This is a genomic window from Ferrimonas lipolytica (genome assembly GCF_012295575.1).
GTDB lineage: Bacteria > Pseudomonadota > Gammaproteobacteria > Enterobacterales > Shewanellaceae > Ferrimonas > Ferrimonas lipolytica.
On record NZ_CP051180.1, the window covers coordinates 1,802,422 to 1,827,745 of the forward strand.

The following is a 25,324-nucleotide window of genomic DNA, read 5'->3' on the forward strand; positions in this document are numbered from 1 at the left end:
AGTTGTGAAAAAGCCACCACTGAATACAGGGGTGGCTTTTTTGTTGGGTGCTAGTTTAATGAGCGTAAGTACAGCCCCCCTTAACCAAGCTGCGCCAACACTTTTTCAGCTACCAACTCTGAGCTCGCTGGGTTTTGACCGGTGATCAACAAGCCATCCTGAACCGCAAACGGGTGCCAATCAGCCACTTTCTGATAATCTCCACCGCGAGCAATCAACTCATCTTCCAACAAAAACGGTACCACCCCAGTAAGTTGCACTGCATCCTCTTCGCTATTACTGAATCCGGTAATAGCTTTACCCTTAACCAAGGGTTGGCCAGCACAGTCTTGCGCTTGCAACAACACCGCACTAGCGTGGCAAACAGCTGAAACCGGCTTATTACCCTCAATCATCTGTTCAATCAACGCCAATGATTCAGGGTTATCAACCAGATCCCAGAGTGGACCGTGTCCGCCAGGAAAAAATACCGCATCAAAGTTGCTACTATCAACTTCTGCCAAGGTAATTGTGGTCGCTAAGCTCGCTTTGGCATCAACGTCATTATCAAACCGACGTGTTGCTTCGGTTTGATAATCGGCCAACTCACTTTTAGGGTCAACCGGCGGTTGTCCACCCAATGGCGAGGCCAACACCACCTCAGCACCAGCATCCTTAAAAACGTAATAAGGGGCAGCGAACTCCTCCACCCAAAAGCCGGTTTTTTCGCCGCTATTACCTAGCTCAGCGTGAGAAGTAAGCACCATCAAAATCCGTTTGGCAGCTGCCATTTTATATATCCTTGCATCGATTAATGTGAGTGACGGTGGTCATTATTACTTGATTGGCGTCATTAGATAACGGTCAGCGTTTGAGTTACTCTATTCTAATAATTAGAACAATAGAGGTGAGAATGGAGCTCTCATTCGAACAACTGAAAAGCATGGTGGTGTTCGCACATGTTGCCAAAAATCGAAGTTTTAGCGGGGCTGCAGCCGAAATTGGACTATCCCGCGGCGTCGTTAGTTATCATGTTAAAAAGCTCGAACAACAGCTCAGTGTATCACTTATTAACCGATCGACCCGACGGCTATCATTGACCGAAGCAGGACAGCAATACTTCCAATATTGTCGAGTTATTACTGAGCAAGCCAGCCTTGCGCAACAACAGATTGAAAACACCAAGGATGAGCCTGAGGGCTTACTTAAGCTTAGCTGCCCGGTGAATGTCGGGCTGCAGTTGTTAGTACCAGCGTTAAACCAGTTTAAACGCCTATATCCAAAAATAGCGTTAGAGGTAAGCTTCAACGACGACGTGGTAAACCTCGTCGAAGAGGGGTTTGATCTTGCAGTGCGTGGGGCCCCGCTGCCTGACTCGACATTACATGCAACCAAATTGGCGACGTTAAATACCGGGTTATTCGCCGCTCCTGAGTATATTGCTGAACATGGAGCTCCCCAAACGCCACAACAACTACCTGAGCATCAATGGGTGATCTATCAAACCGGTGCTAAAACCCTACAGATTCAAGATGACGACCGCAGCTATAGCATCAAACCTAATGGCAGCATCAGTACTAACAATGCCGCTGCTCGTACTGCATTTGTTGAGGGGGGCCATGGCATAGCAAGGATCCCGTTATATGACGCCACTCCAAAAGTAAAGCAAGGCACCGTGGTGCAATTATTATCCCAATATCAATTCCAACCGATTGAGGTGTATGCTGTTTACGCTGCCGGTAACACTTCAACCAAGAAGTTACGGATACTGCTTGATCACCTAAAACACTACTTTCAAGATAAACAGTAATCAGGTTTACCCAGCGATCATTGAGGCGTAAGGTGATCGAACGAATGCGATTACTATGGACGGTGACATGCAAGCACTAATGATCATTGATATGCAGAACGACTTTGTCGACCGACAGGGGAAAGCTCGGGTAACGCAAGCTGAACACACGGTTACTGCTATCCGTCAATTATTGCAATATTGGCGTGACCAACACTGGCCGATCATCCATGTAGTTCGCAGCCATAGCGCCGACGGCAGCGATTCAGAGCGATTTCGCCGTCATGCACCAGTTTGCGTAGAGGGCAGTTGGGGAGCACAGCCATTCCCGCTCCTAGAGCCTATTGATAATGAAAAGGTGATCATTAAACGCCGTTTCAGCGCCTTCTTTGAAACCGATTTAAACCAGTGGCTCAACGAAGACAAAATCGACCACATTGTTGTAACTGGTACCCAGTTGCCTAACTGTATCCGTGGCACCGTCGCTGACGCCCTCTATCGCGATCTTAGGGTCACCGTAGTGACTGACGCCTGCTCCGCCAACAGCAGCGTGATTGCAGAAGCCAATCTGTTTGATATGGAGTCTATGGGTGCCCAGTTAGCTCACAGTAACAATCTGGTAGATACTGAATCCGTAGCAAAGCGTGCAACCTCGCCGATGGTACAATAACCACATGAATAACTGGCCTCTCTATCTACTTATCTTATTGGTGTTCGGGGTCATCGTCAGCAATATGCTGGCAATCAAACGCCTCGATAACATCAAGGTACCACCACTACTGAAAAAACAGCCGTCACTCTCGGCAGAGCTGCAATCTAAACTCGATAAGGTCGAGAAAGAGTTGCAGCTGCACCAAAGTAGACCCCAAAACAACCAAGAGTAGCTAGCCAGCTTAAGGGATCTACTTCAAAACTAAATAGGTATATCACCACAGCAGCCCCCTCCATTCAGGCAAAGCCACCGGCATTGTTAATGGCTATGTACCAACTAAGTGTTGTTCTTTCCAAGGCTGTTAAAGTACTGGCTAGGCGAGTCGCGATACAAAGGGTAAAGCACTACCGCTATTGCTCTTCTGCCGCATTGGAGCAGTTCAGCGAAGCGTTTTGGACTGCGACCTAAGGCAAGGGGGATTACAAACGGGGCGGAGCTCCCCGCTAATGCATACAAAATGTGCCGTCGCCACCGCGACATCGTCCCCTAAAAGCACCGAAGTTAAGATAAGCTTCAACAACTAACTACGACACAGCCTTGTTAATGCCACTTCCCTACCCCGAAACTAAAGTTACCTACTTTGCTTGTTTCGCCAAACGAATCATTTTACCCCTGCCGATCCACAAATTTACGCCAGATCACACTACGTAACCCTATTTCACTCAACACAAACTAACCGATTCCGCATTTCAACCACAAATGAGTATATCCATTGCGGCCACTTACTTTAAGATAACAACAATAAGCATGTTATTTAATAATTTGTTAGCAAGTCTCTGCGGGATACCTAGTGACTTATACAAAGGTCCTCCTGTTTAAGCCGTTTTAGCCATTGCTAGCTAGGAAACTGATGATCAACCAAGGTCGGCGAGCACTATTTCGCCCTCAACAAGACGCACCAATTCGGATGCCGTGGACCGTCGTCGAGAACGACTTCCTAGCCAACTGTACTCGCTGCAATCAGTGCATCGATGCTTGTGAACCAAAGATCATAGTTAAGGGTTCCGGTGGATTTCCTAGCATCGACTTTAGCCACAATGAATGCACTTTTTGCCAGCAATGTGTCCAGGCTTGCCCGGAACCGGTGTTTCGTTCTATCGATGAACAGCCGTGGCAGCTCAAGGCGCAAATCAATGATGGCTGCCTTGCGCAACAACGGGTTGAATGCCGTAGCTGTGGCGATAGCTGCGAGCCGCAAGCAATCCGCTTTAAGTTAACGGTGGGCATGGCAGCTCTGCCACAGATTGACTTAGACCAATGCAATGGTTGTGGCGCCTGTGTTTCAGTGTGCCCAACAACCGCGATAACCATGATATCCAAACAAGAGAAACAATGATGGCACTGGAAGAAGTACATATATCCAGCCTAGTTGTTCAGGTTAAACCCGAACATTTAGACGCAATCAAGGCGCAGATTACCGCTCTGGCCAACACCGAAATCCACGGCGAGAGCGCCGAAGGAAAGCTGGTTGTGGTGTTGGAAACAGCCAATCAAGGCTTCGTAACCGACACCATCGATAAAATCAACAACCTACCAAACGTGCTGAATACGTTCTTGGTTTACCACCAAATTGAACATCTTGACTCCCAAGAAGAGGACGCTTCATGAAAATGACAAGACGTGCGTTTGTTAAAGCAAACGCCGCTGCATCCGCTGCAGCTGTTGCTGGCATTACCCTCCCCGCTGCCGCAACCAACCTTATCGTCAGCTCAGATCAAACCAAAATTAAGTGGGACAAAGCCCCGTGTCGTTTCTGTGGCACCGGTTGTTCCGTCTTAGTTGGTACTCAAAATGGCCAAGTAGTTGCAACTCAAGGCGACCCTGAAGCGCCAGTAAACCGCGGCCTTAACTGTATTAAGGGCTACTTCCTATCGAAGATCATGTACGGTAAAGACCGTCTACAAACGCCAATGCTTCGTATGAAGGATGGTAAGTTTGATAAGAATGGTGATTTCGCTCCAATCTCTTGGGATCAGGCCTTCGACATCATGGCTGAGAAATGGAAAGCCGCCCTTAAAGACAAGGGGCCAACCAGCGTTGGTATGTTTGGCTCTGGCCAGTGGACTATTATGGAAGGTTACGCCGCATCGAAGATGATGAAGGCCGGCTTCCGCTCCAACAACATTGATCCAAACGCACGCCATTGCATGGCTTCCGCTGTTGGTGGGTTTATGCGTTCCTTCGGTATCGATGAGCCGATGGGGTGCTACGATGATTTCGAACATGCCGACTCGTTTGTGCTTTGGGGCTCAAACATGGCTGAGATGCACCCAGTTCTTTGGACCCGCATTACCGATCGTCGCCTAAGTAATCCACACGTAAAAGTTAACGTACTTTCGACCTATTATCACCGTTCGTTTGAACTGGCTGATAACGGTATGATCTTCGAACCGCAAACCGATTTAGCCATCGCTAACTTCATTGCTAACTACATCATCGAAAACGATGCAGTTAACTGGGACTTCGTTGAAAAGCACACCAAATTCAAACGTGCTACGACCGACATCGGTTATGGTCTCCGAGATGAGCACCCTTTGCAACAGCAAGCCAAGAACCCGAATGTTGGCACTATGCATGAGATGAGCTTTGAGCAATACAAAGCCTCGGTAGCGGAATACACCATTGAAAAAGCGGTTGAAATGTCTGGCGTACCAGCAGATAGACTACTGCAGATGGCCAAGCAATACGCAGATCCAAACACTAAGGTGATGTCACTATGGACCATGGGAATGAACCAACATACCCGTGGCGTGTGGATGAACAGCTTGGTTTACAACATTCACTTATTGACCGGAAAGATCTCGCAACCAGGTAACAGCCCGTTCTCATTGACTGGCCAGCCCTCAGCCTGCGGTACTGCCCGTGAAGTGGGTACATTCTCCCACCGCTTACCTGCGGATATGATGGTGGCGAATCCAAAGCATCGTGCGTTGGCCGAAAAAATCTGGAAGCTGCCAGATGGCACCATCCCGCCAAAGCCCGGTTTCCATGCAGTAGTGCAGGACCGTAAGCTCAAAGATGGCGAACTTAACGCCTACTGGGTGATGTGTAACAACAACATGCAGGCGGGGCCGAACATCAACGAAGAGCGTTTACCGGGTTACCGTAACCCAGCTAACTTTGTTGTCTGTTCCGATCCCTACCCTACTGCAACGGCACAAGCAGCGGATCTTATCTTGCCTACTGCCATGTGGGTTGAAAAAGAGGGTGGTTACGGCAACGCCGAGCGTCGTACTCAAGTGTGGTATCAACAAGTTAAAGCACAAGGTGATGCCAAATCCGATTTATGGCAGCTGATGGAGTTCTCTAAGCGCTTCCAGATGGAAGAGATCTGGGATGAAGAGCTGTTAGCGAAGAAACCTGAGTATCGCGGTAAAAGCATGTACGAGGTGTTATATCGCAACGGCCAGGTCGATAAATACCCGCTGTCGGAGGCGCAAGAACTGAACGATGACGCACAGGCCCAGGGGTTCTATTTGCAAAAAGGCCTATTCGAAGAGTACGCCGAATTTGGTCGCGGCCATGGTCACGATCTTGCCCCTTACGACCGCTACCACCAAGAGCGCGGCCTACGTTGGCCTGTCGTTGATGGTAAAGAAACCAAGTGGCGTTTCTTAGAAGGTTCAGATCCATACGTACCCAAAGGGGAAGGGTTCCGTTTCTACGGCCAGAAAGATGGCAAAGCCAACATCATCTTTGCCCCATACGAGCCAGCACCAGAATCGCCCGATTCTGAATACGATATGTGGCTATGTACCGGCCGAGTACTTGAGCATTGGCATACCGGCACTATGACTCGTCGAGTACCCGAGCTCTACAAAGCGGTGCCCGATGCGTTGTGTTACATCCACCCAGACGATGCCCAAGCACGTGGCCTACGTCGCGGTGACGAAGTACTGCTTGCTTCTCGTCGAGGTGAGGTGCGTTGTCGAGTTGAAACCCGTGGCCGTAATCGTCCGCCAGCAGGCTTAGTGTTCGTACCGTTCTTCGATGCTCGTATCTTGATTAACAAGTTGATTATGGACGCAACCGATCCGTTATCGAAGCAGACCGATTACAAGAAGTGCCCAATCAAGATCACCAAGGTATAGCAACCGAATAGCTCATGGCGTTGGTTGAATATTAACCTCGATCAACGCCACGATCCGAAATTTGCCAATAGGCGGAGAATACTATGAAACGTTTCGTTCTAGCGGTTATGGCGGTTGCCGTAACATTTACCGGTTTCGTCCACAGCGAAGACGCACAAGCACCGATCCGTGGCATCGGTGGTGTTGAATCGTTACGTGGCGCCAGTGAGCTGGAAACCACGCGCCCAGCAGATGCACTTAAGCGCTTCCCTCGGGACCAAGGCACCATCGACAGTGATTACGTCTACCAGCCACCGTTAGTGCCGCACACCATTCGTAACTACGAGGTGTCGCTCAACGTCAATAAATGCCTATCTTGTCACAGCTGGAAGAATGCTAAAGAGATGGGTGCCACCAAGATCAGCGTTACCCACTACCAAACTCGTGAAGGTCAGGTGCTGTCCGACGTCTCTCCTCGTCGCTACTTCTGCCTGCAGTGTCACGTACCGCAAGCTGATGCTAAGCCTCTGGTTGAAAACGAATTCCAACGTGTTGATGCGTTGCAATAGTGATAGCCGAAAGGTAAAGGAGGCTATTAATGAATATATTGAAAACGTTTTGGCTTAGGCTGAAAAGCCCAAGTAAGGCGGCAGCTGGTATCGTCCTTTTTATGGGCTTTATGGGCGGGCTGATGTTTTGGGGGGCTTTCAACACTGGGATGGAAGCCACCAATACTGAAGAGTTCTGCTCTGGTTGTCACGCACCAATCGTTAAAGAGATTCGTGAAACCATTCACTACTCTAACCGTTCTGGTGTGCGTGCTATCTGTAGTGATTGTCACGTGCCTCATAACTGGACCGATAAGATCGTTCGCAAAGTGCAAGCATCGAAAGAACTGGTGGCCTTTGCGATGGGCACCATTAGTACCGAGGAAAAGTTCCAAGCTCGTCGAGAGCACCTAGCTACTCGTGAGTGGGCGCGGATGAAGAAGAACGATTCGCAGGAGTGTCGTAACTGTCACAACTTCGACTTTATGGACTTCTCAGAACAGGGGCCTCGCAGTGTGAAACAGCACTCTACCGCGTTGGCTTCCGGTGACAAAACCTGCGTCGATTGCCACAAAGGTATTGCTCACAAGCTACCTGACATGGCCGGTGTTGAAGGCTGGTAACTTAGGAGATCTTAATGAGTACGTTAGAGTCAGTAATTTGGCATGTCCTAGGTTATATCGCCATGCCGTTAATTATCCTCGCTGGTTTTGCCGCAGTCGCCGCAATCTCGCTGTGGGTCCTGTCGCTAAACCAAGACAAAAAACAAAGCTAATTAATTAGCGCCACAGTAAAGGGCCCTTAAACATGGTTTTAGGGCCCTTTTTAGGCTTTGTACCAACTAAATGTTGTGCTAACCAATACTGTTAAAGCACTGGCTAGGTGCGTCCCGATACAGAAGAATAAAGCATTAACGCCTTTGAACGTCTGTCACATTGGAGTGCGACCTAAGGCAAGGGGGAATACAAAGGGGGGCGGAGCTCCCCGCTAATGCATACAAAAATGTGCCATCGCCACCGCGACATCCTCCCCTAAAGCACCGAAGGCTTGAGATAAACTTCAACAGCTAACTACGACACAGCCCTTTTTTATGAGTTGTGGATTGACAGACCGTTGTTAAAACATTGGTTTCAATTGTCGCCCTTAGGTTGCTCATTTTTCTGTTTGTGGAACGCTTGCTGGGCTTCGTCTAGTTGCGCACGTTTTTGCTGCCCTGTTTCAGTGTGGTAAGCGCAGCCGCTAGTAAGCATCAATACTGTGCTCAGCATGATCAGTTGTAAGGCTTTCATGGTGGCTCTCAATCATTACGAGTTAGGCTAATTTTTAGTGTAGATAACTAGCAGCAAAATAGTTAACTGCAAGCGCCCATTGGTGCCGAACAAACACAAAACGGATCTCAGATTCATCAGTATTAGTGCCTAAACCAACAGCCGTTCTCAATAGATTGCATCGATAAGAATTTAACTCACTTTCGTACAGTGCCTATAGCAAGCGCACTACTTTGGCGCTATTAACTGCGACCGAACCCATTGATTTATCGACTTCATCGCCCGGGAATCATTGGGCAACCCCAAATGAGTGACATTGGTAATTATCTGCACCTTCGCATGAGGGGCAACAGCAGCAAAGGTCGATTCAAACCTATCAGCGTAAAACGACTCATCCTTAGCACCAACCAACACTAAAATGGGGGCCTTATTATTACCAAGCAGCATGCCGTAGTCTTGTGGGGCAAGTGACTCATTCAGACGGTACGAATAGTGCTCGGCCTGCATTGGTCCTGTCAGCGCCGCTGGCCGGTTAAAAAACAACACCGCTTTATCGTTAAACTGAGTAATGCCGATGTTGTTAAGCATCGCCAAACCAGCATAACGGTAACCAACCACTTGCACCCAACCGCCACTGTTTTCCCGGACTGTTGGTGCTTGATAGCCCAAGTAGGGGGCAAGCAATAGATAGCCATCCATCTGTTGTAGCCCTTCGCCGCCGTAGCGGATAGCTAAGCCACCTCCAGAGGAATGCCCACCTAACACAAACTTCGCGTGTCGATACTGCCGTCGTAGGTGACTGTTTAGATCATCAAGATCGTGGGTAAACTGACCAAGATAATCGATATCGCCGCGGTTAGTCAGTGATGACTTGCCGTGACCTCGTAGATCTGGAACCACAACTGTTGCATCAAGTTGTTGGTTAAGCTGTTGAGCCAGTGGTAGTAGATAACGCCCCTCGGTACCGGAACCATGGAGCAATATGATGACTAATTCACCACCACCATTGAGCTGGCGATAAAACAATGACTTACCATCTCGAGCGATGAAATACTGGGTAGCACCACCAAAGTTAACAGGATTAACGATGGTGAGCTGGTCAAAATGCAGCCCATTGTCAGTCTGCTCCCGCTTTATCGGAAGCCATACCAATACCATCGCGATGGCAAGATAAAGCAGCGATGCCAGCAGTAAACTCAAAGCTATCTTCATCATCAGTTCCTATTCGCTTTCACTCCAGCCTTGTTGTTCTGCCCATTTAACTAGCTGTGGTGGTCGATAATTTGGATCTTGTAAGAAGCGTTGTTGCACACTGGGGTGCAATGTGGACGGTTTTTTTTCCCCAGTTTTTAAGTCACGATGTAATGGCTTGGACAAACGGTATAACCGGCGACGAGACTGGTTAAGTTTAGCCACGGGGTTAATGCTTAACCGATTATGGATATAGGGCTCAATCACCAAGCCCGCGCTAGCGGCTTCAGTTAGCATCCACTGCAGTGGCAAATCAGAGGCTAGATATCCTTGTTTATCTGGTTTGTAGGAGCCACCAATGTCCGAATGAACGCCGCAGAACCAAACTTGCTGCAGATCCAAGCCCTGCTTTGCCTCCCACAGCGTTGGCTCGAAATCGGTACGCTTCTCGTCTATTGCGAGCGCGTGCCGGGCAATCTCAACGTTGGAACCAAGCTCCGTATCGTAAAATTCATCTTTATCGGAGAAAAAACCGATGATGCTACGCGGGATCCCAAGTGCACCAACGGTGTCCCATACCCCGATAAATCGAACCTGTTTACCTTGATGGCTGTATTGCTGCCGAAAGTTAACTGCGGTTGGGCCGCTTGGACGCTTGTTTTTTACCGCACTTTTATAGAGTTTCCACGCCTCTGGGATCCGCGCTGCGTGTTCACGGCGGAGGATGCCACAGTTATTAATCAGCCCACTAAGTGCACGGACGGTGTAGGCCCCACGACTAAAACCAAACAAGTAGATTTGATCTCCTTGGTGGTAGTTTTGAACAATATAGCGATAGCCATCGATAATGTTCTTTTCAATACCACGGCCAAACGCGCCACCAGTTACAGCGTGATAGTAAGAGCCAAGCCCCCAATCATAAAAGACGTGCTGTTTTATCTCTCCCTGACTCGCAGTCACTGCTCGTGCCAACTTCAATACATTGGTTGGGTAATCAGATGAGTCTTGCTCGGGTCGATTCCATGTGCCATCGGCGCAAACTACAATATTTGCCAAAGTGGTTATCCCTCCACGCAGTAGTGGTTAAAGCTAGCTAACTCTGCGCCAATGTACAGTTGATTGTGGTAATACCATCGAGTTAGCCGTATTGGTTGAACACAAAATATGAACCGGTCATAAATAACGGCTCTGTTGTAGCCAGCTGTTGAGATTTACCTCAGGCCTTTGGCTGTGGTGTTTGAGAGGGCCTATGTCGCGATGCCGACGGCCCCCAACGAGGAGCGTCCACCCTTTTTGAGGCAGTGTCGTAGTTAGCTGTTAAAGTTGATCTTAAGACTTCGGTGCTTTGGAGGGAGGATGTCGCGGTGACGACGGCACATTCTTGTCTGCATTAGCGGGAAGATTCGTCCCCTTTGGAATCCCGCCTTGCCTTAGGTTGCACTCCAAAGCGCTTCGCTGGACTGCTCCAATGCGACAGAAGGTCAACGGCGGTAGTGCTTAACCCCTTGTATCGACGCTCCCCTAGCCGGTGCTTTAACTGTATTAGAAAGAACAACACTTAATTAGTACACAGCCCTTTTTTGCCCTAGGTCGTAATCCAAAACGCTTCGCTCGACTACTCCAATGCGGCAAAAGATCAATGGCGGTAGTGCTCTCTGCCTTGTATCGGGACGCAGCCAGCCGGTGCTTTAACAGTATTGGTTGGCACAACACCTAGTTGGTACAGAGCCTAAATAAACGCTGAAACCGAGGTTCCAGCGTTATATTTTTTATGTGATGAACAGCAAGTTGGTTAACTCACCTTTTTCATCAACACCGTATTTTCTTCATTGAGCTGTTGTTCCAGCTTTCGACTGACAAACTCAGGGCTGTTGGTGTGCCTTGCGAGCAAGTGATACACAACTGGGATCACCAATAGGGTAAACATGGTCGCGACCGTAATACCGGTCATCACCACTACACCAATCACAAAGCGTGTTTCAGCGCCGGCACCACTGGCGAGCACCAATGGGATCGCGCCAGCTGCGGTGGTGATCCCAGTCATTAGGATTGGTCGCAGGCGAGCCTGTGCTGCCTCGATAATCGCCTCCTCAAACGGGCTGCCCTGATCACGTAGCTGGTTAGCGAACTCCACTATCAAAATGCCATTCTTAGCTGCCAAGCCGATCAACATAATGATGCCAATCTCTGAATAGATGTTGAGGCTTTGATCGGTGAAGTACAGCCCCAGCAAAGCACCAAAGGTTGCTAATGGCACGGTCAGCATGATCACCAACGGATGCACGTAGCTTTCAAACTGCGCCGCCAAAACCAAGAACACCACAACCAATGCAAGCGCAAATACAAATATCACGCCGGAACCGGACTCTTGGTAGTCGCGCGATGGCCCTTTATAACTAACCACCACCTCCTCTGGGAGCTTGTCCGCTACTATGGCATTGAGTGAGGATAAAGCTTCACCCAAGGTGTACCCTTCCGCTAGGTTGGCCTCAATCGTGATAGCACGTAGACGATTAAAGCGGTTCAACCGCGGTGCACTGGCGTACTCCTCAACTGTGACGAGATTGGAGAGCGGGATAAGTTCGCCACTGCGTTCAGAACGAACATAAAGCCCTTCCATATCGGTCGCGTTGTTTTGCCTATCCCGTTGCCCTTCAATAATCACATCGTACTCTTCACCACGCTGAACAAAGGTGGTGACGTAGCGGGAGCCTAGCATCGACTCCAACGTCGAGCCGATGTTACGGATGGAAACCCCAAGATCAGCGGCACGGTCGCGGTCAATCTCAACCCGAAACTGCGGCTTGGTCTCTTTATAATCGTGGTCTAGGCCAGTTAGACCGGGGTTGTTGCGCGCCTCAGCAATCAAAATATCTCGCCATTGCGCTAACTCCTCATAGGAACCACCACCTATAACAAACTGCACTGGCTTACCAACACCGCGACCAAAAGCCTGGCGCATTACCGGAAACGCTCTAACTCCAGCCAGATCACTCAGACGCTGACGAATGTCAGCAGTGATCTCATTGGCCGGGCGCCGCTGTGACCAATCAGCCAGATTAATGATCGCCATACCACCTGAAAAATCAGCGGTATTGCCAAAGCCGCGAGGCGCTCGGATCAACAAGCGGTTGATTTCACCTGTTTCCACCAATGGCATCAGCCGGTGTTCAACCTCATTCATGTACTCGGATATTTGTTCAAAGGAGGCGCCTTCAGGCCCATTGACCATAACAAACATCGAACCACGATCTTCTTTTGGAGAAAACTCACTCGGTAATTTGGTCACCAACCAACCGGTACCAGCGAACGCCACGACGATAATCAGCACAACTAGCAGTGGGTGCTGAACCCACTCCGTTAGCGAATTACGGTAGTGGCGCTTAACCACATTCAACGCCGCATCTATCTTCCGGCTCAACCAAGGTTCTGTCTCTACTGGTTTGAGGATGTTGGCTCCCATCATTGGGCTCAGCGTTAACGCAGTTAGCGATGACAGCAACACCGCTGAACTCATGGCGATTGAAAATTCTCGGAACAACTTGCCCAGGTCTCCCTCCAAAAAACCGATAGGTAGGAATACCGCAATCAACACTAAGGTAGTAGCGACGATGGCAAAACCAACCTGACGGGCACCAAGAAATGCCGCTTTAAGCGGTGGTTCGCCCATCTCGATACGACGGTGGATATTTTCGAGCATAACAATGGCGTCATCGACCACCATACCGATGGCGAGGATCATCGCTAATAAGGTCAGCAGGTTGATGGAGTAACCCAGTGCATACAGCACGATAAAGGTACCAATAAGCGAAACCGGGACCGTAAGCGCTGGGATTAACATGGCGCGAACACTACCAAGGAACAAGAAGATCACCAATACCACCAACCCCATCGCAATAAACAGGGTGTTGTAAACCTCATCAACGGAGGCTTGAATAAATACCGATGAGTCGTAGGATCGCGCCAGATGCATCCCTTCAGGCAGGGTTTGGTTTAACTCTTCCACTAGCTTATTAACGTCGCGAGCAACCGCAAGCGTGTTGGCGGTTGATTGGCGCGTAATACCAACACCAATCATGTCTTGTTGATTGCCACGGAAGGTGATGCGTTCCTCCTGCGAGCCAAGCTCAACGGTGGCAACGTCTGCAAGACGGATCCGATAATCATCTTCACCGCTACCAATCACCAGTTGGGCAAAGTCATCTGGCTCGACGTAGCTGCGCTGCACTCGAACCGAAAAGATTCGCGACTTCGATTCAAGGTAGCCCGCTGGTAGTTCAACGTTTTCCGCCCGCAGCGCGGCTTCAATATCGCCAACGGTAACACCACGAGCCGCAAGTTTTTGCCGGTCAATCCAGATCCGCACCGCATAGTTCTTAGCGCCACCAAGGTAAACATCTGCCACCCCATCCAACACCGAAAAACGGTCTTTCAGATAACGGTTAGCGAAATCCGTTAGCTCAATACTATTAAGGCGATCAGATTCCAAATTGAGCCACATAATAACTTCAGAACTGCCGGAGGCCTTGTTTACCTCCGGTGGATCCGCTTCATCAGGCAGGTTGTCTAAGATCCGTGAGATACGATCTCGTACATCGTTCGCTGCTGCATCAATATCTCGACCGATGTCAAACTCTAAGGTTACCGACGACTGGCCATCACTACTGGAGGAGATGATGTCACGGATCCCCTCAATTCCAGAGACTCGATCCTCAACGATACGCGTTATTCGACTCTCAACAATTGCGGCAGAGGCGCCATTATAGTTAGTGCGAATCTCAACCACCGGTGGATCGATGCTTGGATACTCTCGCAGCGGTAGTTTGTCGAACGACACCATACCAAACGCGATAATCAATAAGCTTAAGACTGAAGCGAAGACCGGTCTTCGAACCGATAGATCAGTGATCATCATTTAGCTGATCTCCTGATAGGAGAAGTTCTCACGCTCACGCGGTGTTACCGTCTGCCCTGGTCGCACTCGCTGCGCGCCGCGGGTGATAACCAACTCGCCTTCAACCAGACCGCTTTCAACCTCAACCCAACCCCGTTGACGGCTGCCAAGGGTTATCTGTTTCTCTACCACCTTGCCATCAGCAACCACAAATACATACTGGCGATTTTGACGAGGGATAACCGCTTCCTCTGGAATAATGGTGCTGCGGCGCTCGTCGACAATTAACTTTAATGTCATCAACATACCTGGGCGCAGCTTTCCATCTGCGTTATCCAACTCGGCCCGCACCACCACAGCTCGAGTCGTTGGGTTAACTCGACTATCAATATTGGCGACGGTACCAACGAACGGCTGCCCTGGGAACGCCGCCGCCATGGCACTAATGCTGCTACCGGGGCGCAACTCATTGAGGTAACGCTCTGGTACTGGGAAATCGAGCTTAACTACTGAGATATCATCAAGGGTACTTATCTCTGTGCCGGGGCTAACTAAGGCGCCGGTGCTGATAGAGCGAAATCCCAGCAAGCCAGCAAATGGGGCTCGGATATAGCGCGCGTCCACTTCGGCTTCGGTTTGGGCGACAATGGCGGCAGCGACATCGATGCCGGTGCGGATCTTATCCAATTCATTACTAGCAATGGTTTTAGTCTTTACCAGATCTTCAATACGACGGTATTCTCGCTGTTGCTCTACTAGGTTGGCTCTTGCTGCGGTCAACTTGGCATCTTGTTCGGCGTGATTGAGGGTAACCAACAGCTGACCTTTGCTCACAGAATCGCCGTCGTCAAAATGGATTTGCGCCACGCGTTCGGTGACTTTGGCCGCCAGCTCAACCGACTCTCTTGCCTTAATGGTGCCAAGTGCTTCTACCTGCCGTTGCCACTGGGTTTGCTCAACCGGTGATACCACCACACTAACGCTGCCTCCCTTCCGCTTTTGAGGCACGTTATCTGCTGCATTTTGCTCTTTCATATAGACACTGCCTGCGAGCGCAGCAGCTAATGCCGCGGCGATGATCACCGTTTTCTTCATATCGTTCGTCCTTGTTATCGTTATGCGTTTTAGTGTACTCCGACGTTAATTCGAAACAATCACCTGATACAAACTCTTACAGGTTTTTCAACTTGTCGGTAAACCATTTAACATCGGTCAATTTTGAGGCTGTGTCGTAGTTAGCTGTTGAAGTTTATCTTAAGCCTTCGGCTTCACCGATTGCGGTGCTTTAGGGACTATGTCGCAGTGGCGACGGCACATTCTTGTATGCATTAGGGGGGAGCTCCGCCCCCTTTGAAATCCCCCTTTGCCTTAGGTCGCAGTCCAAAACGCTTCGCTGGACTGCTCCAATGCGGCAGAAGAACAACATAATTGGTACACAAGCAATTTTGACAGGCTAACTGGGCTTTACGTTGATAAGGTGGTTGAGATCAATCGAATTGAAGGCAATAACAGTTTTAGCTGCTGATATCCAAACGTTACCAAGCAAAAAGCCAGCCCTTAACAGCGGCTGGCTTTAGATATGCTGATAACAGCAGCGCTAAGTGCTGCGATAACGTCGACCGCTATTACAAATCGTCGAGTTCTTTCTTCACTAGCTCTTTAAAGGTATTGGCCATGCCAGTTACCTTCTCAGCTGAAAGTGGATTTACGTCAGCGTCGAAGAAGGTAATCGAGGTGGTCTCACCAAGTTCTGCCATCTTCACTTGGTAAGCGCCATCGTCAATCGGCAGGGTATCGTTGTTGCCCCATAGGTTTTGCCAGAAACCGCTGCCGGCTTCATATTCAACGAATATGGTGCCAAGCTCTTCATCTAAGTCACGTACTTGGAAACCCATCGCCGGCAACAGCCGCGGCATCCGCGTCCATACCCGCTCGAACGATGCGTTAGCAATAAAGGCAGAGTTACCTTCGGCATCGAAACCAAGCTCACTATTAAAGCCTTTACCGTTTGCTAGGTCTTTAGCTACTTGCTGCTTTTTACGCTCGTAGTTCAAGTAACTAATAGCACCATTAAGCATATCAATGGCGTAACGACGGCGATCGGCGTCAGCCAATACGATACTGTCATCAATGACATTAATGCCCTCTTCGTGATCAATTACGCTAATGGTAATTGAACCGGAGCGGCCGTGATCTTTAACTTGAGTATCAAACTGGTAACGTTGGCGGATGTGGTAAACCTCTTTGCTCCACCACGATTTATCCACCTCCTCTTCGTTTTCAATCCAGTCGGTTTGAATTACGCCATTATTGTTTGTCAGTATCTTAATGTCGCGTTTGCCCAAATAGGTTAACAGCGTGTCATTGATGTCTTGGCGGAGATCCCGATCGTCATCGTTGCTCTCAATCAATACAGTAATACTATCGGCATTATCTTGCAGGCGCGTACCTTGTGCTAATGGCATAACCTGTAATGGTGGGCGTACATCAACCCGCTTACCAATGATGCTGCTGTCTGTTTGGTCCCCAACAGCGGGAATGTCAAATTCAGTGTTGTAGCTAGGCTGTTGTAACGTCGCTGGGATCACCAGCGCCTGTCCTGCCTGTTCTTGTTGATAGTCAAAGCCACCACTTGCTTGACGGCGTTCTAGAGGGGTAGTACACCCGGCTAGAGCCACTACCGTCAGTGCAATTACACTCCGTTTCATCTGGTTCCCTTAAACTTGCTCAGACGCAACAAGCGCCTTTTGCACGATATCTTTAGTATTATTGGTTGGTGTGGTTAGTGGCAGTCGAAAATGGGTTTGGCTAGTCTGCCCTGCTGCTTCTACTGCCCATTTAACCGGAATAGGGTTCGCTTCTACAAACAGCGCAGCAAACAGCGGCGCCAATTGGGTGTTAAGCTTACGTGCAGCGACCAGATCACCCGCTAAGCTGGCGTCACACATCGCTTTAAATAGTGCTGGACGAGCATTATTCGTTACTGAGATAACCCCATCACCACCGCTGAGCATATACGCCATGGCGGTGGGATCGTCACCGGTCAGTAGCAAGAAATCAGCACCGCAGGCGGCACGCATTGGCGTGACACGGGCTAAGTCGCCAGTTGCATCCTTGATACCTATGATGTTTTCTACGCGACTAAGTTCCGCAACGGATTCATTGCTGAGATCACAGCAGGTTCGCCCAGGGACGTTATAAAGGATTTGCGGGGTGGTGGTTGCCGCTGCAATCGCTTTATAGTGGGCAATCAAGCCAGCCTGACCGGGTTTGTTGTAGTACGGCGTAACGCTCAACATCGCATCAACACCAACTTCATCCAACGCTTTGGTCATCGCTATCGCATCAGCGGTATTATTGCTACCACTGCCACCAATAACTGGCACCCGGCCAGCAACAGCGGTTACCGTAGCTTGAACCACTGCAATCTGCTCTTGCTTGGAAAGAGTTGCTGACTCACCGGTAGTGCCATTGGCAACAATGGCATCGGTGCCTTGTTCGATATGAAATTCAACTAATTGATTCAGGGCGTCGAAGTCGACAGAGCCATCTGAATACATTGGCGTGATCAGCGCCACAATACTTCCGCGAAACATGTTATTTTTCCCCACTTCGTAGGCAAGCCATACTACTTACCGTGTTGGCGTAAAACAAGGGAGCCACCTTTGAAAACAAGTTGTGATAGCATAACTAACTATCCGATATCATCCTAAGCCTACCAACCACTTAGAGTTGTTAAAGGCCATAATAATAAGGTCATTGCATGAGTCACTTTTTGGCAGTTACCGCCATGGGCACCGATCGTCCCGGTATTGTGTATGAACTGGCCAAACTTACCTCGGCCTGTGATTGCGACATTATCGACAGTCGTGTCGCCATTTTCGGAAATGAGTTTACCCTTATCATGTTGGTTGCCGGTGATTACAGTGCTATTACTCGGCTTGAGAGTGAGCTACCGGTTCAGGCAGCACAGCTTGACCTGATGACCATCGCCAAGCGAACCTCCCGCCACAGCGCCGAGAGCTACACCGCCCGCTTAGTGGTTCAGTTCGAAGGTGAGGATAAACGAGGCACCATGCGTAAGATCACTCAATTCCTTGCGGACCGAGAACTGAGTTTGGCTGGTTTTAGCTCCCACGCAGATAAAGATGACGATATCTCTGGACTGCAGCAATTAGAGGTGCGGATTAACCTCACCTCTAAGGTTGATCTAGATGATCTTGAACAAAGCCTGCAAGCATTGGCTCAACAGATCGGACTAAGCTGCAATATTACTCGAATGGAAAACCAAGTAAGCGATTAAAGGATTAGCCATGAATACCCTACAAGCTGGTAGCCCAGCACCAAATTTTGCTTTGCAAAATCAGTATGACGAAACCATTACCCTAAGCGACTTTGCTGGTAAGCGGGTATTGGTGTACTTCTATCCTAAGGCGATGACCCCCGGCTGTACCGTGCAAGCACAACAACTGCGTGATATTAAGACGGAGTTGGAACAACACAACGTGGTTGTAATGGGTATCAGCCCAGATGCAGTTAAACGCTTAACTAAGTTTTCAGAGCGCGACCAGTTAAACTTTCATCTACTTAGTGATGAAGACCATGCAGTTGCTGATGCCTTTGGTGTTTGGGGGTTAAAGAAGTTTATGGGCAAGGAGTACGACGGTATTCACCGCCTTAGCTTCATCATTGGTCCTGATGGCACTATCGAGCACTTTGTCAATAAATTCAAAACCAAAGATCACCACCAGGTGGTGTTGGACTTGCTCGCCAAATAAAAGGCTGTGTGCCAACTAAAGGTTGTACTAATCAATACGGTTAAAGCACCGGCTAGACTCATCCCGATAAAAGGGGCAAAGCACTATCGCCATTGTGCTTCTGCCGCATTGGAGCAGTCCAGCGAAGCGTTTTTGACTGCGGCCTAAGGCAAAAAGGGGGACGACGCCCCTCTTTGGCTGCCATCGCCACCACGACGTAGCCCCTAGCAAACATCGCAACCGGTACAGACAAATAAAACAATAAAGGCGCTCCCCTTGCTAGGTAGCGCCTTATTCATTAGAACGTAATAAGCCGTTAGGACGTTCGCTGCTCCACCGGTCGCAACGGCTTGAGACTGCTACGAAACGACCACAAATCCTTACCGCCGCGCACCAATGCGTATGCCAGCATCACCACACTCGGCCAGTCAGCAAAGATCCCAAAACCTTGTTGATGACTCAGGCCAACCACCAGCATCATACTCAGCATAATTAACACCGTAACTAGGTGATTGGGGTACCCCATTGCACTGCCACCAAAGCGATAGATGATATACGGGAACCACTTACCGAGCGTCCATGATAAGCAAAATAACGCACCAGTTACCGACGTAGAGAACACCACCAAATAGCCACAATTACGGCAAAACTGCAGAACTAACATCGGGATCAAGCGCCCTTTCACCGGTGTACGGTTAAACCAATAGAAGGTGGCTCGAACGAACAACATAAATAGCATGAACGCCAACCAGATCAGCGCAAACGCGGCCAAACCGGAAACATTAAAATAGCTAGGAATCCAGCTAGAAGAGTTAGAAGCTATCAGCGACGCCGGTGCGGCTAACAGCACACCGCACAGCCACGCAAACCATGGTTTAAAGTGGTGATTAAAGCGCAGGAACTCCTCAGAGACTCGTGGGTTTTGCTCCAGCACCAAGCCAAGTCTGTCGTTTTCAAAATATCCGGTTTCGTAAATAGTGAAGAACGCTAAGACAAACAAAAATAGGCTTACTAAAGTCAGCAGCGGTTGCTCACTCACTAGTGCAAAAGCAAGTAACAGCCCGACATAATCATGGCCAATAATCACTCGAGTAAAGTACTTCTCTTTTGGTCGATTGACCTTCTTGGTAAACACAAACGGCAACATCGGTGTCAACCCGGCTTCCTCAAATCTAGCATCTGGCCAGTGACAGAATAAGCCCCTTTGGCTTAATTCAAGTAGATCAATATCGTCGGTGCTATCAGTAATACAGATGCTGTGTTGCAGTGTTGCGTCGCCAAACTGTTGCTGCAGTAATTCAGCTTTGCCGCGCTGTCGCATCGCAACCGCATTATCGAAGTTGGATGCCAAGGTCAGTTGAAACTCAGGGGCAATTGCATCTAACAGTGGCTGCACAATAAAATCAAAGCCGTAGGTAACGATATGGACATTGCCGCTAGGTTTAGTTTGTAAGGCTGTTATCAACGCTCTATTGGCGAATTGCGGCCCTAATACTTTGGCATGTTCAAGCCAACGTGCTTTAGCGGAAGGGATCAACCGTAGGACAAGTTTTACTCTAAATCGCTCTCGGCCCTCTTCACTACGATGCGAACCAAACCATAGCCACGGCCGGAGCAGGATCATCCATTGCAACAACAAGCTAACGACAAGACTTGGCTTGATGGAGGCTAAAAACATCTCGGTCGAGTTGCGAAGCCACAAGGTCTCATCAAAATCAATAAACAATAACGTATCGTCATCGCTGCCGTTGACCGACTCGATAACCTTATCGGTAGTGGCTGCCCGTTCAATCTGTAACTGTTGCCGCCTCATCTGTTTTAACTTTTTCTGTTTGAGCTTCGCCTCTGCCTCTTCCGAGAGACTCATCATAACCCTTTCTCCTTGTTGGACCTGATGACCTAATTTGAGCCAGCTAAAATGTTATGACTTAAGCAGCTAATAGAGATCGGAAACAATCGAAGATTAGTTCATTAAATTGGCTTTGCCTTAATTATATTCGCAAGAGGAAGCACTTAATTTATAGAGTAATTTTGCAATTACCACTGCGTAGGTTTACGACTATTTTGAAGCACCACGATCATAACCAAAAACGGAGCTCTAAAAGAGCTCCATTTAGCGGGTTAAGTTAACCAATAGTGGGCCTAAAATTACACTGTGTACCAACTAAGTGTTGTTCTTTCCAATGCTGTGAAAGCACCGGCTAGGCAAGTTTTGATACAAAGGGAAAGCACTACCGCCGTTGATCTTCTGCCGCATTGGAGCAGGCCAGCGAAGCGTATTGGAGTGTGACCTAAAGCAAAGGGGGCGAAACTCCCCCCTAATCCATACAAGACTGTGCCATCGCCACCGCGACATAGTCCCCTCAAAGCACCGAAATCGGTGAAACCGAAGGCTTAAGATAAACTTCAACAGCTCACTACGACACGGCCTAAAATTACGCTTGGGTTGCGGTAACTGTTTCACGATCTGGCCAGGCATTGATAACCGCTTTGACTAGGGTTGCCAAGGGAATTGCAAAGAATACCCCCCAAAATCCCCAAAGACCGCCAAAGATCAGCACTGAGATGATAATCGCGACAGGATGCAGATTAACCGCTTCGGAAAAGAGCAATGGCACCAACAGATTGCCATCCAACGCTTGGATCACCCCGTATACCAGCATGACATAGCCAAACTCTTGCGAGATCCCAAACTGGAAGAAACCCACAATGGCCACAGGAATGGTTACGATGGTCGCCCCGATGTACGGAATCAACACCGACAGGCCAACCAATACCGATAGCAGCGCTGCATAACGAAGATCCATAAAGGCGAAACCGATAAAGGTAGTACCACCAACGATCAGAATTTCAATAACCTTGCCGCGAATATAATTGGCGATTTGAACGTTCATCTCCTGCGCCACTACTTTTGCCAGCTCTCTATTTTTGGGCACGAAACGGCTCAAGCTTTGGCGTAACTCGGTTTTGTCTTTAAGAAAAAAGAACAACAGCAACGGCACCACAATCGCATAAACCATCAGGGCCACCAGATCCAGTAACGACGCCAGCGACAACGACACTAAGTTACGACCGGTATTCAATAACGATTCATTCAAGGGCTGCAGCAATGAGGCCAACTGGCCTTCGGCGATATAGTTAGGATAACGTTCCGGCAGTTCTAACAATAATGCTTGCCACTTAGCTAACATCGACGGTAGCTCTACTGCCAGTGCAACCCCCTGTTGCCATAATGCCGGTAACAGAATCAAGACCACCACGCCGGTGATCAATGCCGATAACAACAACACCAAGCCAGCGCCAACTGCACGAGGGACGCCAAGTACATTAAGGCGCGTAACCGGCCAATCAAGCATGTAAGCCAACACCACCGCAACCAACAGTGGCATCAGTAGGTGGCCACAGAAATAGATAACAATAAATCCAGACAATAGGATCGCTGCAAGGGTGACAGCTTGTGGGTCAGAGAACTTCTCTCGATACCATGTTTGGACGAAATTCCACATTTTTACTTTGATTTCCTAGGCTTAGCCTGTAATTCGAACAGACATTTCAGCTTTATGATCAGCTAATATGTTAAAAGTTATTTGTTTTTTCTCTAACCAACGAGGAACATCCGTACGAGTACCGCGGTCAGATAACAACAACACCAGAGGTTTTCCCTGCTGTCGGGAAAGGATAGCGAGCTTAGCCTGAACAAACGCCATCGGACAGCGAAGTTTTCGCAGATCGACAATCAGTTCCTGTTCCGGCTCGTGCATCCATAACTCCAATTAAGGTGATAGTATGATGAATCTCATCCATGCCATTATCACCCGCAGCTGGTGAAACCACAAACCTCTGGTATAGCTGATTTTATTAACGGTAAACTATTGCTGTTTAAACCAAAGAACGGATTTCGTGAAGTATATTAAACGCCACTACCTTGCTGCTCTGTTATGTTGTTGTTCCGCTCTGTACAGCGCAACCTCAGCCTATGCAGCCACAGATCTCCCCGAATTGGGCACAGCCGCACTCAATACCTTGTCGATCGAGCAAGAAAATGTGCTGGGTGATGCTTATATGCGGATTCTGCGACAACAGCTGCCAATCATTACTGACCCAGTAATGAGTGAATACCTTACTGATGTTGGCAACCGCTTGGTCGCACACTCAGACAATGTCAAAACCCCATTTGAGTTCTTTCTCATTAATAACAATGAGATCAATGCTTTTGCCTTCTTTGGTGGCCACGTTGGGGTGCATACCGCACTGTTCCTGTTTGCCGGCAATGAAGGTGAACTGGCGTCAGTGCTTGCCCACGAAGTTGCCCACGTAACGCAACGTCACTTAGCGCGTTCGATTGAGGCGCAACAGAAGAACACTCCTGCAACCGTTGCCGGTGTCTTAGGATCTATCTTATTAGCTATGGCTGCCCCAGAAGCGGGGATTGCTGCGCTGCAATCAACACTAGCGTTAGGGCAACAGGCGCAGATCAACTACACCCGTATGAATGAGCAAGAAGCTGACCGAATTGGGATGAAAACACTGGTTGCGGCGGGTTACGATCCCTACGCCTTCCCAAGTTTTTTTGGCACCTTGGCCGCACAAACCCGTTTCGCCGCCAAGCCACCCGCCATTTTGCTGACTCACCCATTACCAGAATCGCGAATCACTGACAGTCGCAACCGAGCCGCGCGCTACCCTCGGCGACCGGTAGAAGACAGCTTAATGTTTCGATTAGCTAAAGCTCGGGTGCAGGTTCGCTATTCAAATTACAGCAACGAGTACGCTATTGATGTCTTTAGCCGCCAGCTCAAAGAGGTCGATCAGCGATTTAAGGCTGCCAGTGAATATGGTTTAGCACTAACCTATTTCAAAATGGGCCAATTGGATAAAGCCCAAACTTTAATCCGCCAACTGATAAAGCTCGATCCGTATAACCTATTTTATCTCGATACCTTTGCTGACGTCATGCTGGAAACCAAACAGTTTGATACCGCAATCAAACAACTAGAACAGGCTCGAAAGAACCGACCAGATAACGCCGTAATTGAGATCAACCTCGCTAATGCCCACCTAAAAAAGGGCGATTGGGAGACCGCCAGAAAGCTGTTAGAACGACAACGCAGCTTGGACCCAGAAAACAGCACCGTATATAGTTTACTGACCACCGTATATGGCCGCCTCAAGATGTCAGCAAAGAAGCATATCGCGCAAGCGGAGCTATTGGCATTGCGAGCAAATTACAGCAACGGCATAGACGAGTTGCAACGCGCTTATCGTCAAACCGATGACAATCCACTGCAACTGGCACGGATTGATGCCCGTATCAAGCAGATGCGTGTCGCCCAGCAGCAGCTCAACCAACTGAAATAACAATCTTCAAGGATGACTATGATTACCACCATCTGGCACAACCCGCGCTGTTCCAAAAGCCGACAAACACTTGAGCTGCTGCAACAGCAAGGTATCGAGCCTACGGTTGTAAAATATCTGGACGTCCCCCCTTCAGCAGCTGAGCTGACTCAGGTATTGGCCATGTTAGGCAAAAGCGCAATTGAACTCACCCGAGTTAAAGAGCAGCTAGTTAAAGAGTTGTCGCTCAACCTAACCGACTTATCCGAAACACAGCTGATTGAAACCCTTACTGCACACCCTAAATTGATAGAACGACCGGTAGTAATTCACGCCGGTAAAGCCGCAATTGGTCGGCCACCAGAATCGGTCTTAGGTCTATTCAAATGAGCACGATGTCGGCTCCAAGTCAGCGTTTGAAAGCCACTGCTGTTACCGGCTACCTATTATCGTTAGCCTTACTCAGTACTTGGTCTGTCATTGGACAAAGTAGCTATAGCGTTGCCTTTCAGTATGGATTATTGATCCCACTGCTGTTCCCAGCCGTTGGACTCCTCAAAGGCAAACCATATACTCACGCCTGGTCTGGCTTTGTGGCATCACTATACTTACTCAGTAGCGCCACCTCTTGGTGGGTTTACCCACAGGAGCGCATTATCGCTTCTGCAACCATTGTGGTGCTATTAATTTGGATCGTTGCCTCAACCTACTTTGCCCGTTCACGGGGACGTGAACTTGGCTTAGGGTTAAAGAAGCTAAAATCCTAACAATTGAGGAAT

Annotated in this window: 25 protein-coding genes; 14 read left to right on the forward strand and 11 right to left on the reverse strand. The window is 48.9% G+C overall.

Annotated elements, in window-relative coordinates; all coding sequences use genetic code 11:
- Positions 1-80 precede the first annotated feature (80 nt).
- Positions 81-770: a type 1 glutamine amidotransferase domain-containing protein gene (locus tag HER31_RS08410; RefSeq protein WP_168660154.1), complete on the reverse strand. Its 690-nt coding sequence runs from the start codon at positions 768-770 to the stop codon at positions 81-83.
- 122 nt (positions 771-892) lie between these two features.
- Here HER31_RS08410 and HER31_RS08415 point away from each other — a divergent pair, with 122 nt between their 5' ends.
- From HER31_RS08415 to HER31_RS08455, 9 genes are all read left to right on the forward strand, one after another.
- Entirely contained in the window at positions 893-1,789 is an 897-nt protein-coding gene (locus HER31_RS08415) for a LysR family transcriptional regulator (RefSeq protein ID WP_168660155.1), read from the forward strand.
- A gap of 67 nt (positions 1,790-1,856) precedes the next feature.
- Positions 1,857-2,438, forward strand: coding sequence for a cysteine hydrolase family protein (locus tag HER31_RS08420; protein ID WP_168660156.1), 582 nt, complete (start codon positions 1,857-1,859; stop codon positions 2,436-2,438).
- Positions 2,439-2,442: 4 nt separating this feature from the next.
- Entirely contained in the window at positions 2,443-2,652 is a 210-nt protein-coding gene (locus HER31_RS08425) for a DUF2897 family protein (protein ID WP_168660157.1), read from the forward strand.
- A 678-nt stretch (positions 2,653-3,330) separates the two neighbouring features.
- The gene (gene napF / locus HER31_RS08430; protein WP_168660158.1) at positions 3,331-3,816 is read left to right on the forward strand and encodes a ferredoxin-type protein NapF; all 486 of its coding nucleotides are present in this window, start codon (positions 3,331-3,333) and stop codon (positions 3,814-3,816) included.
- Positions 3,813-4,088, forward strand: a complete 276-nt coding sequence (locus HER31_RS08435; RefSeq protein ID WP_238786910.1) for a chaperone NapD — start codon at positions 3,813-3,815, stop codon at positions 4,086-4,088. The genes napF and HER31_RS08435 overlap by 4 nt, the downstream gene beginning before the upstream one ends.
- A complete protein-coding gene (napA, locus tag HER31_RS08440) occupies positions 4,085-6,571 on the forward strand; it encodes a nitrate reductase catalytic subunit NapA (RefSeq protein ID WP_168660159.1) in 2,487 nt (828 codons plus the stop codon). The genes HER31_RS08435 and napA overlap by 4 nt, the downstream gene beginning before the upstream one ends.
- Positions 6,572-6,654: 83 nt before the next feature.
- A complete protein-coding gene (locus HER31_RS08445; protein WP_168660160.1) occupies positions 6,655-7,119 on the forward strand; it encodes a nitrate reductase cytochrome c-type subunit in 465 nt (154 codons plus the stop codon).
- A 29-nt stretch (positions 7,120-7,148) separates the two neighbouring features.
- Positions 7,149-7,721, forward strand: a complete 573-nt coding sequence (locus HER31_RS08450) for a NapC/NirT family cytochrome c (protein WP_168660161.1) — start codon at positions 7,149-7,151, stop codon at positions 7,719-7,721.
- Between the two features lie 14 nt (positions 7,722-7,735).
- Positions 7,736-7,873, forward strand: coding sequence for a TIGR02808 family protein (locus tag HER31_RS08455; RefSeq protein ID WP_168660162.1), 138 nt, complete (start codon positions 7,736-7,738; stop codon positions 7,871-7,873).
- A 355-nt stretch (positions 7,874-8,228) separates the two neighbouring features.
- Here the strand turns inward: HER31_RS08455 and HER31_RS08460 are convergent, their stop codons facing one another.
- The 7 genes from HER31_RS08460 to dapA all read right to left on the reverse strand — a co-directional run bounded on the left by HER31_RS08460 (position 8,229) and on the right by dapA (position 18,047).
- Positions 8,229-8,387, reverse strand: a complete 159-nt coding sequence (locus HER31_RS08460; RefSeq protein WP_168660163.1) for a hypothetical protein — start codon at positions 8,385-8,387, stop codon at positions 8,229-8,231.
- 207 nt (positions 8,388-8,594) lie between these two features.
- The gene (locus HER31_RS08465) at positions 8,595-9,581 is read right to left on the reverse strand and encodes an alpha/beta hydrolase (protein WP_168660164.1); all 987 of its coding nucleotides are present in this window, start codon (positions 9,579-9,581) and stop codon (positions 8,595-8,597) included.
- A gap of 6 nt (positions 9,582-9,587) precedes the next feature.
- A complete protein-coding gene (locus HER31_RS08470; RefSeq protein ID WP_168660165.1) occupies positions 9,588-10,613 on the reverse strand; it encodes a DUF2235 domain-containing protein in 1,026 nt (341 codons plus the stop codon).
- A 736-nt stretch (positions 10,614-11,349) separates the two neighbouring features.
- Positions 11,350-14,472 (reverse strand): efflux RND transporter permease subunit, encoded by a 3,123-nt coding sequence (locus HER31_RS08475; RefSeq protein ID WP_168660166.1) that lies wholly within the window; start codon positions 14,470-14,472, stop codon positions 11,350-11,352.
- Positions 14,473-15,546 carry an efflux RND transporter periplasmic adaptor subunit gene (locus HER31_RS08480; RefSeq protein ID WP_168660167.1) on the reverse strand — a complete coding sequence of 358 codons (1,074 nt, stop codon included), beginning with the start codon at positions 15,544-15,546 and terminating at the stop codon, positions 14,473-14,475.
- Between the two features lie 530 nt (positions 15,547-16,076).
- On the reverse strand, positions 16,077-17,159 hold the full coding sequence (gene bamC, locus HER31_RS08485; protein WP_168660168.1) for an outer membrane protein assembly factor BamC: 1,083 nt from the start codon (positions 17,157-17,159) through the stop codon (positions 16,077-16,079).
- A 9-nt stretch (positions 17,160-17,168) separates the two neighbouring features.
- Positions 17,169-18,047, reverse strand: a complete 879-nt coding sequence (gene dapA, locus HER31_RS08490) for a 4-hydroxy-tetrahydrodipicolinate synthase (protein WP_168660169.1) — start codon at positions 18,045-18,047, stop codon at positions 17,169-17,171.
- 167 nt (positions 18,048-18,214) lie between these two features.
- Between dapA and HER31_RS08495 the strand changes: the two genes are divergently transcribed.
- Both HER31_RS08495 and bcp read left to right on the forward strand, forming a co-directional pair.
- Positions 18,215-18,754 (forward strand): glycine cleavage system transcriptional repressor, encoded by a 540-nt coding sequence (locus HER31_RS08495; protein WP_168660170.1) that lies wholly within the window; start codon positions 18,215-18,217, stop codon positions 18,752-18,754.
- Positions 18,755-18,764: 10 nt separating this feature from the next.
- Positions 18,765-19,229 carry a thioredoxin-dependent thiol peroxidase gene (gene bcp, locus HER31_RS08500; protein ID WP_168660171.1) on the forward strand — a complete coding sequence of 155 codons (465 nt, stop codon included), beginning with the start codon at positions 18,765-18,767 and terminating at the stop codon, positions 19,227-19,229.
- A 295-nt stretch (positions 19,230-19,524) separates the two neighbouring features.
- Here bcp and HER31_RS08505 read toward each other — a convergent pair whose 3' ends face one another.
- The 3 genes from HER31_RS08505 to HER31_RS08515 all read right to left on the reverse strand — a co-directional run bounded on the left by HER31_RS08505 (position 19,525) and on the right by HER31_RS08515 (position 22,969).
- Complete coding sequence (locus HER31_RS08505; protein WP_168660172.1) at positions 19,525-21,078, reverse strand: HAD family hydrolase; 1,554 nt, start codon at positions 21,076-21,078, stop codon at positions 19,525-19,527.
- Positions 21,079-21,643: 565 nt separating this feature from the next.
- A complete protein-coding gene (locus tag HER31_RS08510) occupies positions 21,644-22,714 on the reverse strand; it encodes an AI-2E family transporter (protein WP_168660173.1) in 1,071 nt (356 codons plus the stop codon).
- Between the two features lie 21 nt (positions 22,715-22,735).
- Positions 22,736-22,969: a sulfurtransferase TusA family protein gene (locus tag HER31_RS08515; protein ID WP_168660174.1), complete on the reverse strand. Its 234-nt coding sequence runs from the start codon at positions 22,967-22,969 to the stop codon at positions 22,736-22,738.
- Between the two features lie 139 nt (positions 22,970-23,108).
- On the opposite strand from HER31_RS08515, the gene bepA reads away from it, so the two are divergent.
- The 3 genes from bepA to HER31_RS08530 are packed head-to-tail and all read left to right on the forward strand — an operon-like array spanning position 23,109 to position 25,312.
- Entirely contained in the window at positions 23,109-24,566 is a 1,458-nt protein-coding gene (bepA, locus tag HER31_RS08520) for a beta-barrel assembly-enhancing protease (RefSeq protein WP_238786911.1), read from the forward strand.
- A gap of 18 nt (positions 24,567-24,584) precedes the next feature.
- Positions 24,585-24,935: an arsenate reductase (glutaredoxin) gene (gene arsC, locus HER31_RS08525; RefSeq protein ID WP_420811011.1), complete on the forward strand. Its 351-nt coding sequence runs from the start codon at positions 24,585-24,587 to the stop codon at positions 24,933-24,935.
- Positions 24,932-25,312 (forward strand): DUF2069 domain-containing protein, encoded by a 381-nt coding sequence (locus HER31_RS08530; protein WP_168660176.1) that lies wholly within the window; start codon positions 24,932-24,934, stop codon positions 25,310-25,312. Before arsC ends, HER31_RS08530 begins: the two co-directional genes overlap by 4 nt.
- Positions 25,313-25,324 lie beyond the last annotated feature (12 nt).

Excerpts from the sequence above, each read along its gene's own strand:
- HER31_RS08460 (WP_168660163.1), bottom strand. The coding sequence starts at position 8,387 with ATGAAAGCCTTACAACTGATCATGCTGAGCACAGTATTGATGCTTACT.
- HER31_RS08495 (WP_168660170.1), top strand. The coding sequence starts at position 18,215 with ATGAGTCACTTTTTGGCAGTTACCGCCATGGGCACCGATCGTCCCGGT.
- bcp (WP_168660171.1), top strand. The coding sequence starts at position 18,765 with ATGAATACCCTACAAGCTGGTAGCCCAGCACCAAATTTTGCTTTGCAA.
- arsC (WP_420811011.1), top strand. The coding sequence starts at position 24,585 with ATGATTACCACCATCTGGCACAACCCGCGCTGTTCCAAAAGCCGACAA.
- HER31_RS08420 (WP_168660156.1), top strand. The coding sequence starts at position 1,857 with ATGCAAGCACTAATGATCATTGATATGCAGAACGACTTTGTCGACCGA.
- napA (WP_168660159.1), top strand. The coding sequence starts at position 4,085 with ATGAAAATGACAAGACGTGCGTTTGTTAAAGCAAACGCCGCTGCATCC.
- HER31_RS08480 (WP_168660167.1), bottom strand. The coding sequence starts at position 15,546 with ATGAAGAAAACGGTGATCATCGCCGCGGCATTAGCTGCTGCGCTCGCA.
- HER31_RS08515 (WP_168660174.1), bottom strand. The coding sequence starts at position 22,969 with ATGCACGAGCCGGAACAGGAACTGATTGTCGATCTGCGAAAACTTCGC.
- HER31_RS08530 (WP_168660176.1), top strand. The coding sequence starts at position 24,932 with ATGAGCACGATGTCGGCTCCAAGTCAGCGTTTGAAAGCCACTGCTGTT.
- bamC (WP_168660168.1), bottom strand. The coding sequence starts at position 17,159 with ATGAAACGGAGTGTAATTGCACTGACGGTAGTGGCTCTAGCCGGGTGT.
- HER31_RS08435 (WP_238786910.1), top strand. The coding sequence starts at position 3,813 with ATGATGGCACTGGAAGAAGTACATATATCCAGCCTAGTTGTTCAGGTT.
- HER31_RS08450 (WP_168660161.1), top strand. The coding sequence starts at position 7,149 with ATGAATATATTGAAAACGTTTTGGCTTAGGCTGAAAAGCCCAAGTAAG.
- HER31_RS08415 (WP_168660155.1), top strand. The coding sequence starts at position 893 with ATGGAGCTCTCATTCGAACAACTGAAAAGCATGGTGGTGTTCGCACAT.
- HER31_RS08455 (WP_168660162.1), top strand. The coding sequence starts at position 7,736 with ATGAGTACGTTAGAGTCAGTAATTTGGCATGTCCTAGGTTATATCGCC.
- HER31_RS08445 (WP_168660160.1), top strand. The coding sequence starts at position 6,655 with ATGAAACGTTTCGTTCTAGCGGTTATGGCGGTTGCCGTAACATTTACC.
- HER31_RS08475 (WP_168660166.1), bottom strand. The coding sequence starts at position 14,472 with ATGATGATCACTGATCTATCGGTTCGAAGACCGGTCTTCGCTTCAGTC.
- HER31_RS08510 (WP_168660173.1), bottom strand. The coding sequence starts at position 22,714 with ATGTGGAATTTCGTCCAAACATGGTATCGAGAGAAGTTCTCTGACCCA.
- napF (WP_168660158.1), top strand. The coding sequence starts at position 3,331 with ATGATCAACCAAGGTCGGCGAGCACTATTTCGCCCTCAACAAGACGCA.
- HER31_RS08505 (WP_168660172.1), bottom strand. The coding sequence starts at position 21,078 with ATGATGAGTCTCTCGGAAGAGGCAGAGGCGAAGCTCAAACAGAAAAAG.
- dapA (WP_168660169.1), bottom strand. The coding sequence starts at position 18,047 with ATGTTTCGCGGAAGTATTGTGGCGCTGATCACGCCAATGTATTCAGAT.
- HER31_RS08425 (WP_168660157.1), top strand. The coding sequence starts at position 2,443 with ATGAATAACTGGCCTCTCTATCTACTTATCTTATTGGTGTTCGGGGTC.
- HER31_RS08465 (WP_168660164.1), bottom strand. The coding sequence starts at position 9,581 with ATGATGAAGATAGCTTTGAGTTTACTGCTGGCATCGCTGCTTTATCTT.
- HER31_RS08410 (WP_168660154.1), bottom strand. The coding sequence starts at position 770 with ATGGCAGCTGCCAAACGGATTTTGATGGTGCTTACTTCTCACGCTGAG.